We start from the raw sequence: 18,132 nt of genomic DNA on the forward strand, positions 1-18,132 counted from the left end.
TTATGTTTGCTACTACACCTTATGAAGACATTATTTACGAAAACCGCAACGGTGCGGCGTGGATTATTATTAACCGCCCTAAGGTTTATAACGCTTTTCGCGGCAAAACCATTGAAGAGCTGATCCACGCTTTTTTGACTGCTGCTAGCGACAAAACCGTTGGTGTTGTGGTGTTAACAGGTACTGGTGATAAAGCATTTTGTACCGGTGGCGATCAGTCTAATCACGACGGCGACTACGATGGTCGTGGCGTTGTTGGTCTGCCTATTGATGAGTTGCAGTCAGCTATTCGGGATATTCCTAAGCCGGTTATTGCCGCAGTCAACGGTTATGCTATTGGTGGTGGGCATGTGCTGGCAACGATTTGTGACCTGACCATTGCTGCAGATACCGCGCAGATGGGGCAGGTTGGCCCTAAAGTAGGTTCTGTTGATGCTGGCTGGGGCACGGCCTACCTCGCGCGGATTGTTGGCGAGAAGAAAGCCCGCGAAATTTGGTATATGTGTAAGCGTTATACCGCTCAAGAAATGGCCGATATGGGCCTAGTAAACAAAGTGGTCCCCGCTGCTGAGCTCGAGGCTGAAGTAACCAGCTGGTGTGAAACCATGCTGCAGCACAGCCCAACGGCAATGGCCTTGGCGAAGCGTTCATTCAACTGCGACAGCGAGTCAATTCGCGGCACCAGCATGATGGCGCTGAATGCGGTTAAAATGTACTACGACACTGACGAGTCTAAAGAAGGCGTTAATGCCTTTAATGAGAAGCGTAAACCAAATTTTCGTAAGTTCATTTAAATCTTGCTAAACATCGACGGTGTGCTGCGCAAGCAAGTAGCTCATCGTCGATGTTTGTTTTGTGTTTACACGTGTTGCGCCGCCTTATAATTTTATAAAATCCTGCGGTGTGGCCAAGTAAGTTTGCGACGAGGATGCATCCTATGTCCCTCAGCCCGGTCGCGGAGTTTAATTCACTTAACGCCGCTTACAGTTGTGATGTACTGCGCACTAGCCGCGCGAGCGAGCTGGCCTTATTCCTTTACGATGTGTCTGGTGACGGCCCGTCGATCCGTTTTTTGCACAATACCGGTATTGCGCCAGAACTGCTTACGGTCTATCGGCAGGGCGTGTTCCGCGATGATCCCTTGTTGCCCCACGGCGGCGTTAGTAATGCGTTATTGGGAGGGGGCGAGCTTGGTATGTCGCATTTGCCCGCCAAGCAGTTTGGCGCGGCAGCAAATTATTATACTCATGCACTGCGCGGGGCTGGCTATATAGAAACTGCGGCTTTGTCGCGGCGGTTAAGTCGGCGGTTTTACTTGGTGGCGGGTATGCTATTGGGTAATGGCGCGCGCCAGTCTCGGCATATTTATGCGGAGAGTGCTGTAGCGAAAACCCAAAGCTGGTTAATGAGCGCAGCAGACCATTTAATCGACAACGGTATCCTGGCTGCCTGCCGAGAAAATGAGCTGAGTAAATCAGCACGCCCTCTTGCTGATATTCCTGTGCGGCATCAAATGCTCCTGACGCCGCGAGAAAAAGACGTGGTAGCGCAAATGCTGCGGGGTTTTAGCAATAAACAGATTAGCGCCTGCTTGGCCTTGTCTGAGTATACGATTGAAAATCACCTGCGGCGAATTTACAAAAAATTCGATGTCCACAGTCGCACCGCATTGATTGCCGCGTTAAGCCACTAATATTGTCCCCTTATTGCGTAAAACGTCGCACCAAAGCTCTCTGTGTATTTGTATTTAATTTAGCTTGTTATTGGTAGTAATTTTGTTTGCGTAAATATCGCATGCTAATTAATAGTCTGCTAAGTTTAAGTCTGCCTGTTTACTCAAATAATATAAATAATCGACGAGGTTTGTTTATGCACAAAGTTAAGCTTAATGCGGCGAGATTATTGGGCGCATTTCTTATTATGCCTTCGCTGGCAACTTATGCGGAGCTCGAGGAGGTCATCGTGACCGCCCAAAAGCGTGCGGAAAATGTCCAAGATGTACCTATTGCCATTACTGCAGCATCGGCAAGCATGCTGGAAAAAACTGGCATAAGTGGCTCGGATGAATTAACGCAGGTCGTTCCCAATTTACAATTTAGTCGGCAAGTGGGTTCAGCCACCCCGTTTATTCGGGGTGTGGGCACAAAAAACTCCTCGGTTGGTGATGAGAGCAGTGTATCGACCTATGTAGACGGGGTTTACTACTCGTCTATGGCGGGCTCGGTAATGGACTTTAATAATATCGAGCGGGTTGAAGTGCTGCGGGGGCCGCAGGGTACGCTGTTTGGTCGCAATGCCACCGGCGGTCTAATTCACGTAATCACTAAAGATCCCACGCATGAAACCTCCGGGTTGCTTGGCTTGAGCTACGGCAGCTATGGCGAGCTGCGCACAGACGCGTATGCCAGCACCGGTTTAACTGATTCGGTAGCCATCGACCTGTCGGCATTTTACCTAAACCGCGATAAAGGCTACGGCGACAATATTACTCGCGGAGAAGAGCGGCCAGGAGAAGAGAGCAGTTCGCTGCGCAGTAAAGTGCTATTTGATATTGATGACAATAGCAGTTTGGTTTTGAGCGCGCTGCGCGCTAATCGGCGCAGTGATGTGGGTATTGCTCGTCAAGCGGCAGTGGGCACCACCGCAACCGGTGGCGGTACTAATACCGGTGATTATCAGGATATAAACACCAATCAGGAGCCACTGGCAGACACCTCTACCGATTCTTTTTCTGGTAAATATCGTCGCGATTTTGAGCACTTTGAATTAATTTCAACCACCGCTAAAACCCGAAGTGAATTGAATTATTTACTCGATCAAGACTCCGGCCCCAGCGAAGTGGTTAACTTCTATATCCGCCAGTATACCGAGCAGTTTAGTCAGGAGTTTCAGCTAAATTCGACCGGGGATGGCGCCCTGCAGTGGACAGCAGGCTTGTATTATCTCAATGCAGACGCCGCCTATGACGATACTGTCGTTGCAACGCCGAGTGCCAATATTGGCGTGGACTCTCTACAGGAAACCACCTCGTATGCCGCATACGCTCAGGGGAGTTACGATATCAGCTCGGCCACCAAGGCAACGCTTGGGGCGCGCTATACCAAAGACAAGCGCGAGCTTTCCGGCGCCACTACTGTTGGTAGTAATGTGGCCCCCTTTACTGCGGATGAAAGCTGGACCTCACCTAGTTGGCGCTTGGCGTTAGACCACGAGTTAAAAGACAATGTGCTGCTGTATGCAAGTTACAGCCGAGGCTTTAAAAGTGGTGTTTACAATACCCTTGTGGTCACCGGCAGTGCGCCGGAGCCGGTTGATCCTGAAGAGCTTGATGCCTATGAGGTGGGTTTTAAAGGCGACTTCCTTGATCGTAGTTTGCGGGTGAATGCCTCATTGTTCTATTACGACTTCCAAAACCTTCAGTTGCAGCAAATTCTCGGTGGTGCGGTATTTTTGTTTAATGTTGGCGATTCGGAAATGTACGGTGCAGAGGTCGAGACCCAATATTACGTTACCGATAATTTCGATATTAACGTCGCGGTGGCGCTGCTAGAGACCGAGTACACCAATTTTGACGCCGGTCCTGTGATATCGCCAAAGTCGAGTGGCTCAGGTAACGAACAAAGCTTTGCTGATCTCGCTGGTAATGAAATGACCCGCGCGCCAAAATTCACCTCAAATATTAGCGCTAATTACCGCCAAGATACCGCGTTGGGGGAGGTTAACTACAATGTTTCTTATTACTACAACGACGGCTTCTACTGGGAGCCAGACAACCGTACCGAGCAAGACAGCTATGATGTTTTGAATGCCGAAGTTGCCCTTACCACCAAGGATGAAGCGTGGCGCTTCCGGCTTTATGCTCGCAATATGCTCGATAGCGAGTACTCGTATTACTCGCAGCAAAGTACCTTTGGTGATTTTGTTTCGGCGGCGCCGCCAGCGACTTACGGGGTTGCGGTGCGCTACAGTTTTTAATCGCTAATTTGTGGCGGCAGGAATGCTGCCTAGTAACAAAAAACGGGCCCAATCGGGCCCGTTTTTTGTTACCTGATTGTGCGAAGCATCACAGGCTGTCTAGGGCTTGGGTGTCGTCAATTGCGTGGGTCATGCGGCTAATGAATTCTAAGCTGGTGTCGCGGGGTTGCATGTCGGGCACATCGGGGTTGGGGCTGAGTACCGGTGTCCACCATGCTAGGGCGCCGAAGAGGTTCTGGCGGTAGTAATTCCATGCATCGCCAAAGGGCGTGTCTGGGCCGCCATTGGCCTTCAGCTCTTTTAGGTAGTATTGGATAAGGTCTTTTTCCCACGCGCGGCGATCGCCTATGGTTAAGCTGGTTGATAAGACATAGGCCAAGTCGCGCCCCCAGTGACCAACACACATACATTGCCAGTCGCTCAACCCCATGTGTTTGTCGGCGGTGATATACCAATTTTTCAGGTGAACATCGGAGTGAACCACGGTGTGGGGCAGGCTTTTATGCGCATTGACACTGGCGAGGGTGGCCGGCCAAATTTGATCGGCCTTTTTAAATAAATTTGCGGGAATAACTTCTTTTGCTTCACGAAAGCCGATGTCGGCCTGGGGGCCGAAACCTGCCTCGTTGGCGGTAATCGTAAAAAAATCCGACCACGTATTGAGGTAGGACAGCTCGCCTTGTAATGCCGCACTTTGATAGTACTTGCCGTGGAGTTTGGCGAGAATCCCCAGCTGCTCCTTGGCAAGCTGTTCAGTAATGACTGTGGTGTGGTCGCTAAAGGTCACGCTGCCGGTCATGTCGTCGAGCATGACGATGGAATTCAGGGTGTTTGGATTGAAATTGGCAAAGCGGGCGGTAGGCGCTTCGATATCGAGTTGTGGTCGAACAATATTGTAAAACTTTACTTCACCTTCAATGGCGCCGTTCATGCCCAGTAGGCAGCGGCTGGGCAGGGTAAATGTAGCCTTACAGAACACGCTGCTAGGCAGGGTGTGCTGTTCCGAGCTGTACTGAATTTCAATGCGGCGACGGCTCGATGTGCCCTCGTCCTCTGGCCCGAGGGTAAAACCGGTTACCGTGCTGCCATTGGCCTTGGCGCCCAGGACGTCGTCTAGCCAGTCGGTGGTAATGTCTTCGAATGCCATGGGAATTTCGTCGCGCTTGCGAACGAGTTTGCGCTGGGCGGTTTCCTGGTCAAAGGCGGCTTTTATTTGCTCAAAGTTCATTTTCATCGTGAATTCACCTTTTGCTTATTGTTTGAATTGCATTTTTAATACCGCTTAGGCTAACAGGCAGCGGTCTGTTCTTCGATAGACGGATTTCCGTCAATATAAAAGCTAGCGAAAGGTTCGCATGTGTAGTATATTTTAATCATTGTATTGCTGAATGGTTGAGAAATCGCAGAGCATGTTACTTTTTGTGCCTAAAATTCAGCAATTTCATTGAGTAGAGGATAGACATACACCATGGCAGACGCTCCAATTCAATACACTGTAGATGCCCGCGGCGTTGCGACAGTTACCCTTATTCGGCCAGAAATTCACAATGCCTTCGATGACACCGTAGTTGCAGCGCTGAGCGAGGCATTTACCAAAGCGGCGCAAGATGACTCAGTAAGAGCGCTAATTTTGGCGTCTACTGGCAAGAGCTTTTGTGCTGGCGGCGACCTGAACTGGATGCGGCGCATGGCCCAATACGGCTATGAAGAGAATCTTCGTGACTCGGAATTGCTGGCAGAAATGCTACGTCGTTTAAATACCTTACCAAAGTTGACCATTGCCAGAGTGCAAGGCGCAGCTTTTGGTGGCGGTGTAGGTTTGGTGAGTTGTTGCGATATTGCGGTGGCTTCACCAGCGGCGGCATTCTGCTTAAGTGAAGTTAAGGTCGGGATGATTCCGGCAACCATCAGCCCCTATGTTATTAACGCAATTGGCGAGCGCGCATCGCGGCGCTACTTTACTACCGCAGAGCTTATTGATGCGGCCAAAGCCAGAGAGTTGGGCTTGGTTACTGAGCTGGTTGAGTCTGAAGCGCATTTGGATGAAGGTATTGAGCGTATCTTAAAAAGCCTTTTGCGCAATGGTCCACGGGGCGTTGCTGAGGCGAAGCGCCTAATTATGGACTACGCGAACCGTGAAATTACCCCCGAGCTCATTGCCGACAGCAGCAAGCGTATTGCAGAAACCCGGGGTAGCACCGAAGGCCAAGAGGGCTTAACCGCATTCTTAGAAAAGCGTAAACCCAACTGGATCGTTTGAGACCTGTTGGATCGCGCAATTATGTTAATTATCTAGGCAGTTAGCTGCTTGGAACGAATTAAACGAGTAAGCCAAGCACTGCAATTGTGGTGCGCCATTTTTTTACACGATCTATAGGTACTGACTATGAGTGACAAAACCGTACTGATCGCCAACGGACAGGGTTTTTGGGGCGACAGTCTCCTCGGACCCAAGCGTCTGGTGTCGGAAGGCCCGCTGGATTATCTGACGCTGGATTATTTGGCCGAAGTAACCATGAGCATTATGCAGAAGCAGCGCCTGCGCAACCCCGAGCTGGGCTACGCCACTGACTTCGTGTCGATGCTGAAAGAGATTCTGCCAACGTGTAAAGAAAAAGGCATTAAAGTTATTGCCAACGCTGGTGGTGTTAACCCTCAGGGCTGCTTGAAGGCGATAAAAGAAGTTGTTAAAGAATTAGGCTTGACCGGCATTAAAATCGGTATTGTCGAAGGCGACGATATCCTCGACCAGATTCCCGAGCTGATGAAGTCCGGAGAAGCGTTTAAAAACCTCGATACCGGCGAAGGTGTTGAGCAAGTGCTGAGCAGAATGTCGAGCGCCAACGTGTATATCGGCGCTAAGCCGATTGCTGACGCTTTGGCCCAGGGCGCTGACATTGTAGTTACTGGCCGCGCTACCGACCCCTCGGTAGTACTTGCGCCGCTGATTTATGAATTTGGCTGGTCGATGGACGATTTCGACAAGCTAGCTGCCGGTACGGTTATGGGTCATATTCTAGAATGTGGCGCCCAGTGCACCGGTGGTAACTACTGCGATTGGAAATCTGTGCCCGATTTTGCTCGCATTGGCTACCCAGTTGTAGAGGCCAAAGCTGACGGCACATTTGTTGTTACTAAGCACGAAGGTACTGGTGGTTTGGTCAATATCGATACCATCTCTTCGCAGTTGCTGTATGAGCTAGGTGATCCAAAGGGTTACCTTGGACCAGACTGCCAGACCGACTTCACCACCATTCAGCTAGAGCAAGATGGCGAGAACCGCGTGCGTGTATCTGGTATTAAGGGTAGTGCGCCAACGCCGACTTACAAAGTGTCGATGTCATATGAAAACGGCTACAAGATTGTTGGTACTCTGACTTATACCGCGCCAGATGCGGTTCAGAAAGCCGAGCTAGCAGCACAAATTTTGTTTGACCGTGTGGCCCTTTACGGTACGCCGATTCCAGAAGAAGATCGCTTCGTAGAAGTGTTTGGCACCAATGTTTGCTACAAGGGCATTGTGAAGCAGAACGAAGAGCCTGCAGAAGTGTTGTTGCGTGTTGGCGCAAAGAGCCAGAACAAAGAATTGCTTAATCTACTTGGCAGGGAAGTTGCGCCACTGATTACTAGCGGCCCTGTGGGTGTTACTGGATTTGCGGCGGGTCGTCCACGGCCAACCGAGATTGTTGGCTACTGGCCGGCGTTGATCGACAAAACCAAAGTCACCACCACCGTTACGGTAGAGGAAGTATAATCATGGCTAAAGTACAGTTGATGGATATTGCCATTGCCCGCAGCGGTGATAAAGGCGACGGTTCCAATGTGGGTATTAAAGCTCGCACCCCGGCGATATATCAGTTTCTTAAAAAGACACTGACCACCGAGTTGGTAAAAGAGCACTTTAAAGAAATCTGCTTTGGTACAGTGACGCGCTATGAGTTAGATAACCTCAACGCGCTGAATTTTATTTTGGAAGATTCACTCGGTGGTGGCGGTACTGAAACACTGATTATGGATGCTCAGGGTAAGGTTCATGGTCTAGCGTTACTGTTTATGGAAATGGACGTGCCCGACGAACTTTTGGCATAATCCGCGTGCGACAACGACTGCAATAGCTTAAGCTTCTGCATGTTGATGTTCATTTGCGATGAAACAATGAAGGCAGGCGCTTTGCGTCTGCCTTTTTGCATTGCACATTATTAAAAACTGCGCAATTTACAGAAAGGGCTGGGTATGACAGGGATTATTCATCAGCTTCGCCATGCGGCGATGACGAATAGAAAACGGATCTTATTGCCGGAAAGCGCAGATCCACGTGTTATGCAGGCCGCAGCAGAATTGGCTGCCCAAAATATTGTTCAGATTGTGTTTATTACGCTGCCTGACGGAGTGCTTACCGCGCCGAAGGGTGTTGAGGTGTTCTCTGAACTGAGTGATGCCAATGACTGGCGTGAACGCGCAGCGGCGGCCTTGACTGAATTTCGTGCCGCTAAGGGAATGACCTTGGACAAGGCGAGGGTGGCGCTTGAGAACCCCTTGTTGCTGGCGGCGCTGCTCGTCAGGCTGGGCTATGCTGATGGCTGTGTGGCGGGCTCGATAGCAACCACTGCCGACGTGTTGCGTGCAGGTATTCAGGGGCTGGGTTTGGCTAAAGGCGCAAAGCAGGTGTCCAGTATCTTTATTATGGAACTGCGTGACGGGCGTTTACTCAGTTTTGGTGATTGCGCAGTGAACCCTGACCCCGATAGCGTAGCCCTTGCCGACATTGCTATTTGCAGCGCAAAGAGTCATGAATTGCTAACTGGCCAGACACCAAGCGTCGCACTGCTTTCATTCTCGACCAGAGGCTCGGCAGAACACCCCAATGTTGAGAAAGTTAGAGCCGCGCTGGAACACGTGCAAGTTGCGTGTCCGGAGTTGGCGGTTGACGGCGAAATGCAATTTGATGCGGCCTTGGTGCCGGAAATTGCTCAGAAAAAGGCGCCGAACTCGGTTGTTGCAGGTAAGGCCAATGTATTTATTTTTCCAGATTTAAACGCAGGCAATATTGGCTACAAAATCGCGGAGCGCATTGGCGGTGCAAAAGCAATTGGCCCGGTTCTGCAGGGCTTTGCCAAACCGTGGATGGACTTATCCCGTGGTTGCTCTGCCGAAGATATCGCAAATGTTGCGGTTATAGCGGCGGTGCTGGCGAAATAGTTAACGTTAGTTTGGCAGGCTTCTCTTATTGAGTGATGGGGCGATTAATGATGATTCCAGAAGGCGAGTATTCAGAATAAATCTATTCCATTAATTTGATAAATTGCCCTAGCTGGTTTTTAAAAATTATCTTTGCCTAGTGTGCCGGGCTGGGCGCAAGGTCGTGTTATATGCCTTCGCGCCAAGAGTAAGAATGAATGCTTACATTTCTTGTTTTACACCAAAAAATATGAGCTCGTGTCAGCAGTGTTGGCAAATGGTTTTTGTTCGGCGTTGGTGTAATAGATCACTACACTTAGCCTGATTCGAAAGCCATTGTTGAGTTTGTCGGCCGTCGCCGAAAGTGAGTGTGCTGCGCATATTTTGGATTGGTCGGAATGAGAGGATTCGAACCTCCGACCCCTGCGTCCCGAACGCAGTGCTCTACCAAGCTGAGCTACATTCCGCTTGCTGTTACTGGCATGTGTACCGGCCGTTAACTATATCAAAGTGTATTTCCCTCCTCAATTTTGGCTTTGTGACGGTGCGCGGCTTGCTAATTTAATGAGCGGGTAAGGCGTTGTGGAGAAAAATTCATGAATGTTTTCTATGAGAACATTGGTTAATTCTTTGTAACAAGCTAGGATGTGGCCCATAAATAATAATTTATTGGGGAGTGTTTTATGCTGCGGCTACAGGCTTGGGGGTTGGGGGTGTCGGTTTTATCGCCGTTATTGCTTGGCTCTGGATTCTTGCACGCGGAGTCATCGACGACGCCCCGTGTTAAAGCCGTACTCGAAGAGGTGGTGGTCACGGCCCGCCGAAGGGAAGAAAGCCTTCAGGAAACCCCATTGGCAGTGACGGCCTTGGGCTCAGATTACTTAGAGGCGATGGGGGTTAGCTCTATTGCCGATGTCGAAACCCTTAGCCCCAGCCTGCAGTTCTCGCAAACCAATTACAAAGCCCCCGCCATATTTATTCGCGGCATTGGCCAGCGCTCTGGTAATCCGGTGTTAGACCCCGGCGTGGGTATTTATTTAAATGGGGTGTATGTGCCGCGCTCGGATGCCCAGCTCCTCGATGCCGTAGATGTGGCAAATATTCAAGTGCTGCGCGGCCCCCAGGGAACCTTGTTTGGTAAAAACAATATTGGCGGTGCGCTGTTGGTGGATTCTAAGCGCCCACATATCGATGCGCTGGAATTGTCTGCTCGAGTTACGCTGGGCAGCGATGGCCGTAAAGACGCTAAGCTAAATGCTAATGTGCCCTGGGCTGGCGATGCGATTAGTACACGTTTTGCGCTGAGCTCTAAGCGTAGTGATGGCTATATTGAGAATGCGGCGTCTAGCCATAATTTATTTGATGAAGATCGCACGGCGTTTTCCCAACGCACTATTTGGGATGTGAACGACAGCCTCGAGCTTGATTTCTTTAGCTTTTTTAGCCGGATAGACGAGCGCGGTACACCGTATAACTGTCAATTTCAGAACAGTGGCGCAATCTTGACGCAGGGGGTTTATCGCGGCGACGGCGGTGAAAACTTGCAGGCGGCCTGTGACGCCAGCACGGCCTTGGCAGACCAGTTTGCCGTGAGTCAAAACGACGATGATGCGGTATACGCCATCGATAACCAGATGCACGCCCTGACCCTGCGCTTGCCGGTGCTGGGCTTTGATATGGAAAGCATTACCAGCTACGCCTTTCAGAACAATATTCGCATCAGTGGCGATTCCGACGGCACCGCAGTGCGGAGTGTTAGCGTGGGGCCCAACGCTGGTAATGTGGTGTTTGCGGGCGGCGGCATGACCGCGCCAGACGCCGAGCGCAATCAATTTACCCAAGAACTAAAGTTTAATGGCAGTCTGCTCGACGATACCTTGAACCTGACCTTTGGGGTGTTCTACGCACGAGAGGAGTTGACGAATACCCTTGATGGTACTGAGGTTGGCGACAACGGTTTGGTCGGTATTCCCGCCAGTGCCGCGGTTGGTTTACCGGTGCCGCTGCCGGTGCCGTCGGAATTATTATTGCCTGTCCAGGCTAATACCGCCTCCTTGGCGGACTATGAAAATGAAACTAAGGCGATTTTTGCGCAGGCGTCGTGGGATGTTTACGATTGGCTGCAACTCACCTTGGGGCTGCGTTATACCGAAGAGGAGCGCAGCAGTATTCACACCATGGTGGTGCCAGATTACGAGGAATACGCAAATCGCCTCAATGCCCAGATTGGCAGTAACCCTGCCATCATCACGCCAGTTGTGCACGCCATGGACGGTATCTATAGCCCTGTTAGTCGCGATCAATACTTTGCCTATCAGGCCCCGGAAGTACCTCTGGTTTTTTTGCCGTCGATTGCGGGCAGCACCACATTCTCTGAATTCACGCCACTGTTCACAGCCAATATGATTGCGCCGGATGAGCTCGCCAGCCGCTTAAATCTCGATAGTTTGATTGCCTATGTGACGGTAAGTGACGGTTTTAAGTCGGGTGGCCTCGATGTGCGCTCTACCCAAACCGGCTCCAATATTCAGCAGTTTGAGCCCGAGCAAGTGCGTAATACCGAGTTCGGCGTGAAGATTGACGCCCTTGATCAGCGCCTGCGATTTAATGTGGCAGTCTACCAGCTGGACTACACCGATTTGCAGGTGGCGCTGTATGAACGTGGCAATACCAATACCGAAGTGGTGCAGTTCACCGGTAACGCCGGTAAGGCAGTGGTTGACGGTTTTGAATTGGAGTTAACGGCACTGCTGGGTAACTGGACGGTTAATGCCAATGCCGGATACACCGACGGCGATTTTATTGAATACGATTTGGGCACCAATACCGCCGATGGTTTTGCCATTGTCGATCGTAGCAATGAAGCCTTTCCCCAAGTGCCTCAAAATGTGCGGGGCTTGGTGGTTCAGTACGATTGGCCCACGGATTTAGGATTATTCGTACCCAGTCTCCAGTACTACTATTCTGATGAGATTTTTATCGGCACCGATTATCTTAGCGGCAATTACGATAGCTCCTTTATTGATCAATACGAGACCTACAATGGTCGGCTGATGTGGGAAGTGAATGAGCGCCTAAATGTCAGCGCGTATATCAATAACCTTAAAGACACCCCTTATTTCGTTGGCGGAATTGCAGTAACCAGCGTGATTGGTGTGGCGAATCGGGTGCCTGGCGCACCGCGTCATTTTGGTCTTGAAGTGAGTTACCAGTTTCAGTAAGGCATAGATTATGAAAAAGCTATTGGCCGGGGCGCTGGTCGCCCTAATATTATTGTGCGCGGTTGTGCTCCTGCGGGGCTGGCAATTTGGCGCTGATGCGCCGCCGCTCGAAACATCGGCTAGCCTTAACTGGGATGAGGCCCGCGCCATTGCCAGCTTAAGTGCTGCTATACAGATACCCACGGTATCGCGAGGTGGAGATCAGCCCCCAGACGCTGCGGCGTTTGCCGCATTTCACGCCTTTTTGAAAGAGCGCTACCCGCGGGTATTTAGTCAGCTCGAGGTGGAGGTGGTGGCTGGCCAGTCGCTGTTACTGCACTGGCCGGCTAGTGGCGAGCAGACCCCTATCATGTTTTTAGCCCACCAAGATGTGGTGCCGGTGAGTGGGGGTAGTGAAGAGGAATGGACGCATCCGCCGTTTGCGGGGGTGGTCGCCGACGGCTTTATATGGGGGCGCGGCGCCCTTGATGATAAGGGCAGTTTAATTAGTTTGTTAGAGGCGGCGGAGCGCTTGCTGGCCGAGGGCTTTGTGCCTGAGCGGGCAATATATTTTGGCTTTGGTCACGACGAAGAAGTGGGCGGCGAAGGTGCTAAAGCCATGGCGGCGATATTGGCCGAGCGTGATGTGCGTCTTGGCTTTTTGCTAGACGAAGGTGGTTTTGTTACCAAGGGCTTGATCCCTGGTGTGGATGGCCGGGTGGCGCTAATCGGCCCCGCGGAAAAGGGCTATACCAGTTTAAAAATCACGGCTCGCGGGGTGGGTGGTCACGCCTCAATGCCGCCGCGTCATACCGCCTTGGGCTTGGTGGCGCGGGCAATTAACCGTTTAGAGAATAATCCCTTTCCGGCTGATCTTAGCTTTACCCGCGACACGATTATGGCGCTGGGTGCCAAGGCGCCGTTTGTCCAGCGGCTTGTGTTTGCCAATTTGTGGCTGTTCGGACCGCTGGCCGAGGCAACTCTGGCCGAGATGCCAACCACCGCTGCAGGTATTCGTACGACCACGGCCGCAACAATGATGACGGCTGGGGTAAAGGATAATGTACTACCGCACAGTGCCGAGGCCGTGGTCAATTTTCGGATATTGCCCGGTGACACTGTCGAGTCGGTAATTCAATACGTGACCGAGGTTATTGACGATCCCCACATCGAAGTCTCGCTATACAGTGATTTTTCTAATAATCCTTCAAAGCTTGCCCCGCTTAATTCCTCGGGGTTTAAAGTTTTGAGTCAACTTATTCGGCAAGTGCGACCAGACACCACTGTTGCGCCGCGCCTTGTGGTTGGCGCGACCGACGCCCGCCACTTTGAGGAGATAAGTGATGCCAGCTACCGCTTTCTTGGGCTTGAGGTTGGGCCAGATGAGTTGGCGGGAATGCACGGCACTGATGAACGAGTGTCTACCGCCAGCTTTATAGATTCCGCACGCTTATATTACCTGCTAATAAAGCATTCCGTAGATTTGTAGTGCAGCCACGGCAATGAGCTAAATAGTGCCGCAGTTTACGGTGTTTTAATCACGTATGTTATTATTGCGCCGTTAAGCGGCGGGACTGCCGCCGCTGTATCTTAGCGTATAAGCAGAGCAGCTCATGCTAGGTTTATCGCGCATTGAATGAAACTCAAGCATCTTAATGATTAATCCTTCGATTTGACGACACAGGACTCTGCCATGACATTTATCTATTCCGCTAAGCGTACCGCCCTGGGCGGCTTAAACGGCCAGTTTGTGAAGGCCAGCGCGCCGGAGTTAGGGGCAACTGCAATTAAAGCCGCGTGCGAGGGCTTTGATGTTGCTGAGCGCATCGATGAAGTGCTGATGGGGAATGTGGTATCTGCCGGTATTGGTCAGGCGCCTGCGCGGCAAGCTGCGTTAAAAGCCGGTTTGAGCGAGGCGACGCCCTGTGTAACGGTAAGTAAAGTCTGCGGCTCAGGTATGCAGTCTATTATGAGCGGCATGGATCAAATCAAAGCGGGTAGCAGCAAACTGGTGATTGCTGGCGGTATGGAGAACATGAGCTTGGCGCCGTATCTTATGGATCGCGCCCGCCAAGGTTATCGCCTAGGTCATGGCCAGCTGCGCGATGCTATGTTTGTCGACGGTCTAGAGGACGCTTATTCCGGTAAGTTAATGGGCTTGGTGGCTGAGCAAGTTGCAGCAGAGCATCATTTTACCCGCGAGGAACTCGATGATTATGCGCTAATGTCACTAGAACGTGCGCTGGCAGCCCAAAAGTCAGGCGCTTTCATCAATGAGATTGCCGCTCACGATGGTCACAGTGATGATGAGCAGCCGGGCAATGCGCGCCCCGAAAAAATTCGTCAGTTGCGCCCCGCGTTCTCTAAGGAGGGGGTCATAACGGCTGCTAATGCCAGTTCTATTTCTGACGGTGCGGCGGCCTTATTAATTGGTAGCGGCCTAGACGCTGAGCCCTTGGCCAAAATCCTAGCTTATTCTCGTCATGCTGGCGCGCCAGAGCAATTCCCAGTCGCGCCGGTGTACGCGGTTGAAAAGTTGATGAAGGGCCTTGGCTGGGGGGCGGGCGATGTCGATTTGTTTGAAATAAACGAAGCCTTTGCCATGGTTGCATTGCTACCCCATAAGCTCCTAGGTATTCCGCTAGAAAAGATCAATGTGAATGGCGGCGCGTGTTCGCTGGGGCATCCGCTGGGCTGCTCTGGGGCGCGCATTGTGGTGACCTTGATTCACGCCTTACGTAATCGCGGTTTGAAACGTGGCATTGCCAGCCTATGCATTGGCGGCGGCGAAGCCACCGCTGTGGCAATTGAGCTAGTTTAAGTCTATTTGAGCCGCTCCGTTCGGGGCGGCTCGTTTTACTCGTCCCTCCCTCGTTTTTTATTTCCATTTACACTGCCTGCGAAAAGTCTGTTTGCGGCTATTAAACCTTCGTAAAAACTATGAGCCGCGCCTGAGCTTGCAGGGTAGTTTATCGCCCGTGCATTTAGCTCACTCTAAAGTGAACACATTGCAGCAAGGTGCGTGAGTCGGTTTAGGCAACGCCAGAGCGGGGAGTTTGGGCTTAGGGTCAGACCTTGGTATTAAGTTACTTAGTGTATATTATGTGTCTTTGCGCGCCTTGTGCTTTGGCCTGTGCATTGGGTGCCGAGGGCGGGCGTGACGTGTTTTCAATAATAGATTTTGCGATTGTTTTCCATGCCTCACTCAAGAGTGCTGACGTGAATGGTGAAGGCTAAACCAGCTTTAAATGCGGCTATTTGAATAATAATTAGTTGTCGCAGTCTTAAATAAATAGATGGATGTATAAATGATAAATCGCAGTATTTATATTGCTACAGTGAGCCTGTTGATTTCCGCTTGTGGCGGAGGTAATTCCTATTCGAGTGGCCAAAAGCCTATTGACCCTGTGGTGGAGGACAGTGCTTTCCGCGCGGAAATTCGTCGCGGTGAGTACGGCATGGTGCATATTAAAGCCAATGACTACGCCGGTATCGGCTATGGCTATAGCTACGCCTTTGCCGAAGATAATATTTGCACTATTGCCGATGTCTATGTGACGGTGTCTGGCGAACGGTCAAAATACTTTGGGCCTGATGCCAGTTGGACCATGACGGGTAATGGCACCACCAATAATAATTTAAATTCAGATTTTTTCTTTAAATTAATTAACGCCGAACAGCGCGTGGAAAATCTAATGGCACAGGCGCCGCCACTGGGGCCTTTGCCTGAGGCCCAAGCGCTGGTGAAGGGTTATGTGGCGGGATACAACCGCTACCTGCGCGATGTTGGTGTTGAAAACCTACCTGATCCCACGTGCCGTGGTGCGAGCTGGGTGAGGCCGATTACCGAATTGGATGTGTACCGTCGTTTTTACCAGCTGGCCTTGCTCGGTAGCTCGGCCGTGGCAATTAATGGCATTGGTAGCGCGCAACCGCCGGGACCAAACTCGCTGAGCGCGAATACGTCGAGCCCCGAGCAGATCGCACAGCAGCTTGGTGAGGCTTGGCAGGGTATTCAAATTGGCAGTAATGCGATTGCGCTGGGTTCTGAAGCAACGGCAAACGGCAAGGGTATGCTATTGGGGAATCCGCATTTCCCTTGGGATGGCGCTGAGCGTTTCCATCAAGCGCATATGACTATTCCCGGTACATTAGATACGACGGGTTCAGCTTTGTTTGGCGTGCCCATGATCTTAATTGGGCATACCCAGAACTTGGCGTGGAGCCATACCGTGTCGTCGGCGTGGCGATTTACGCCCTATCAATTAACGTTGGTGCCGGGCGACCCGACCTCCTATTTAGTCGACGGTCAGCCGGAAGCGATGCTTGCCCAAGAATTAAGTGTTGAGCTTGCTGATGGCACTGCGGTATCTCGTACCCTTTACTCAACGCGCTGGGGGCCGGTGTTGACCGAGATACTGGGTTTACCGGTATTTCCGTGGACCCCTGCAGTGGCGTTCGCTCTGGCCGACGCCAATGCGCTTAATTTCCGCTATTTAAATCATTTTGTGGAAACCAATCGCGCGCAGAGTGTCCGCGAGTTATTGGCAATAATGCAGCGCAATCAAGGTATCCCTTGGGTGAACACCATTGCTGCCGACAGTAATGGCGAGGCCTTGTACGCGGATATTTCGGTGACGCCAAATGTCTCGGATCAAAAGGCCCTAGAGTGCGCGTCACCTCTTGGCGTGGCCACAGCAAATACCTTGGGTTTACCGGTGTTAGACGGTTCGCGGGCTGCTTGTGCCTGGGATAATGACGCCGATGCGGTGCAAACCGGTATTATTGGCCCTGACAATATGCCCTGGTTGATTCGTCGCGATTACCTCACTAACTCGAACGACAGTTATTGGCTATCGAGCCCTGAACAGCCTCTTGAAGGCTTTTTTCGTATTATTGGCGACGAAGGTACTGAGCGGCGGATGCGCACCCGTCTCGGACTGCTTATGACCAAGCAGCGGATTGATGGTAGCGACGGTCTACCCGGTACTAAATTTACTCGCCAACAAATGCAGGATCTCATTTTTAATAATCGTCACATGGCGGCCGAACTGTGGTTGGATGACTTGCTGCAATTGTGCGCGGTAACACCCGGTATGATTGGTGCCGGTGGTCCGGTGCAAACCGCTGAGGCCTGTGCGGTATTAGCCAGCTGGACTCGCCGCGACGATCTTGATGCCCCAGGTGCGGTGCTATTTAGGCGCTTTGTTGCGAATTTGTTTATTAGTGATGTGCCTACGGGGACGGCGGCAAGTGGCTTTGGTTTTGCCGATGTGTGGACAACGCCTTTTGACGTTAACGATCCTGTGAATACACCTAGCGGGCTGAATATTGCTAATCCCCACGTGCAATACGCGCTGGCATCGGCAATTAGCGACTTACAAGGGAACGGTATTCCATTGGATGCCAGCTTGCGCACCCATGCTACCGAATCGCGCGGAGAGGCCAAAATTCCTATGCATGGCGGTCCCGGTGGCTACGGCGTATTTAATGCGATGAGCAATACCTGGAGCAATTCAGAGGCGGGCTATAACGACGTCGTTCATGGCGCCAGCTTTGTGCAGGTGGTGTCTTTTGATGGCGACGAGTGTCCTGATACGCAAACGATTTTGACTTACTCGCAATCGACTAATAGTGAGTCGCCTTATTTCGCCGACCAAACCCAGATGTATTCGCGCAAAGAGTGGGTTGCTGGTCGTTTTTGTGAGGCGGAGGTTGCGGCCGACCGTCGTTTGTCGAGTATGGAAATAAGCGAATAGACCGCTAAAACGGCACGGCA

At 51.4% G+C, this 18,132-nt stretch carries 12 protein-coding genes and 1 tRNA gene; 11 read left to right on the forward strand and 2 right to left on the reverse strand.

From position 1 onward, the window contains the following. Positions 1-2 precede the first annotated feature (2 nt). The 3 genes from AZF00_RS04080 (at position 3) to AZF00_RS04090 (ending at position 3,975) form a co-directional block, all read left to right on the forward strand. A complete protein-coding gene (locus tag AZF00_RS04080) occupies positions 3-794 on the forward strand; it encodes an enoyl-CoA hydratase-related protein (RefSeq protein WP_008246133.1) in 792 nt (263 codons plus the stop codon). Between the two features lie 143 nt (positions 795-937). Next, a complete protein-coding gene (locus tag AZF00_RS04085; protein WP_008246135.1) occupies positions 938-1,693 on the forward strand; it encodes a helix-turn-helix transcriptional regulator in 756 nt (251 codons plus the stop codon). Between the two features lie 176 nt (positions 1,694-1,869). Next, on the forward strand, positions 1,870-3,975 hold the full coding sequence (locus AZF00_RS04090; RefSeq protein ID WP_197465713.1) for a TonB-dependent receptor: 2,106 nt from the start codon (positions 1,870-1,872) through the stop codon (positions 3,973-3,975). Between the two features lie 88 nt (positions 3,976-4,063). On the opposite strand, the gene AZF00_RS04095 is transcribed toward AZF00_RS04090, so the two are convergent. Then, the gene (locus AZF00_RS04095) at positions 4,064-5,209 is read right to left on the reverse strand and encodes an aminoglycoside phosphotransferase family protein (protein WP_008246138.1); all 1,146 of its coding nucleotides are present in this window, start codon (positions 5,207-5,209) and stop codon (positions 4,064-4,066) included. A gap of 234 nt (positions 5,210-5,443) precedes the next feature. Between AZF00_RS04095 and AZF00_RS04100 the strand changes: the two genes are divergently transcribed. The 4 genes from AZF00_RS04100 (at position 5,444) to pta (ending at position 9,174) form a co-directional block, all read left to right on the forward strand. Then, complete coding sequence (locus AZF00_RS04100) at positions 5,444-6,235, forward strand: enoyl-CoA hydratase/isomerase family protein (protein WP_008246141.1); 792 nt, start codon at positions 5,444-5,446, stop codon at positions 6,233-6,235. Between the two features lie 126 nt (positions 6,236-6,361). Then, on the forward strand, positions 6,362-7,729 hold the full coding sequence (locus AZF00_RS04105) for an acyclic terpene utilization AtuA family protein (protein ID WP_008246142.1): 1,368 nt from the start codon (positions 6,362-6,364) through the stop codon (positions 7,727-7,729). Between the two features lie 2 nt (positions 7,730-7,731). Then, entirely contained in the window at positions 7,732-8,064 is a 333-nt protein-coding gene (locus AZF00_RS04110; protein WP_008246144.1) for an AtuA-related protein, read from the forward strand. Positions 8,065-8,208: 144 nt separating this feature from the next. After that, positions 8,209-9,174, forward strand: coding sequence for a phosphate acetyltransferase (gene pta, locus AZF00_RS04115; protein WP_008246146.1), 966 nt, complete (start codon positions 8,209-8,211; stop codon positions 9,172-9,174). Between the two features lie 369 nt (positions 9,175-9,543). On the opposite strand, the gene AZF00_RS04120 is transcribed toward pta, so the two are convergent. Further along, positions 9,544-9,620, reverse strand: a tRNA-Pro gene (locus AZF00_RS04120). Positions 9,621-9,836: 216 nt separating this feature from the next. Here AZF00_RS04120 and AZF00_RS04125 point away from each other — a divergent pair. The 4 genes from AZF00_RS04125 (at position 9,837) to AZF00_RS04140 (ending at position 18,112) form a co-directional block, all read left to right on the forward strand. Beyond that, positions 9,837-12,374: a TonB-dependent receptor gene (locus AZF00_RS04125; RefSeq protein ID WP_008246148.1), complete on the forward strand. Its 2,538-nt coding sequence runs from the start codon at positions 9,837-9,839 to the stop codon at positions 12,372-12,374. 10 nt (positions 12,375-12,384) lie between these two features. After that, a complete protein-coding gene (locus AZF00_RS04130; protein ID WP_008246149.1) occupies positions 12,385-13,842 on the forward strand; it encodes a M20 family peptidase in 1,458 nt (485 codons plus the stop codon). Between the two features lie 204 nt (positions 13,843-14,046). Further along, on the forward strand, positions 14,047-15,174 hold the full coding sequence (locus tag AZF00_RS04135; RefSeq protein WP_008246151.1) for a thiolase family protein: 1,128 nt from the start codon (positions 14,047-14,049) through the stop codon (positions 15,172-15,174). A 487-nt stretch (positions 15,175-15,661) separates the two neighbouring features. Next, positions 15,662-18,112, forward strand: coding sequence for a penicillin acylase family protein (locus tag AZF00_RS04140; protein WP_008246154.1), 2,451 nt, complete (start codon positions 15,662-15,664; stop codon positions 18,110-18,112). The last annotated feature ends 20 nt before the right edge of the window (positions 18,113-18,132 follow it).

Source organism: Zhongshania aliphaticivorans (assembly GCF_001586255.1).
GTDB classification, from domain to species: Bacteria; Pseudomonadota; Gammaproteobacteria; order Pseudomonadales; family Spongiibacteraceae; genus Spongiibacter; species Spongiibacter aliphaticivorans.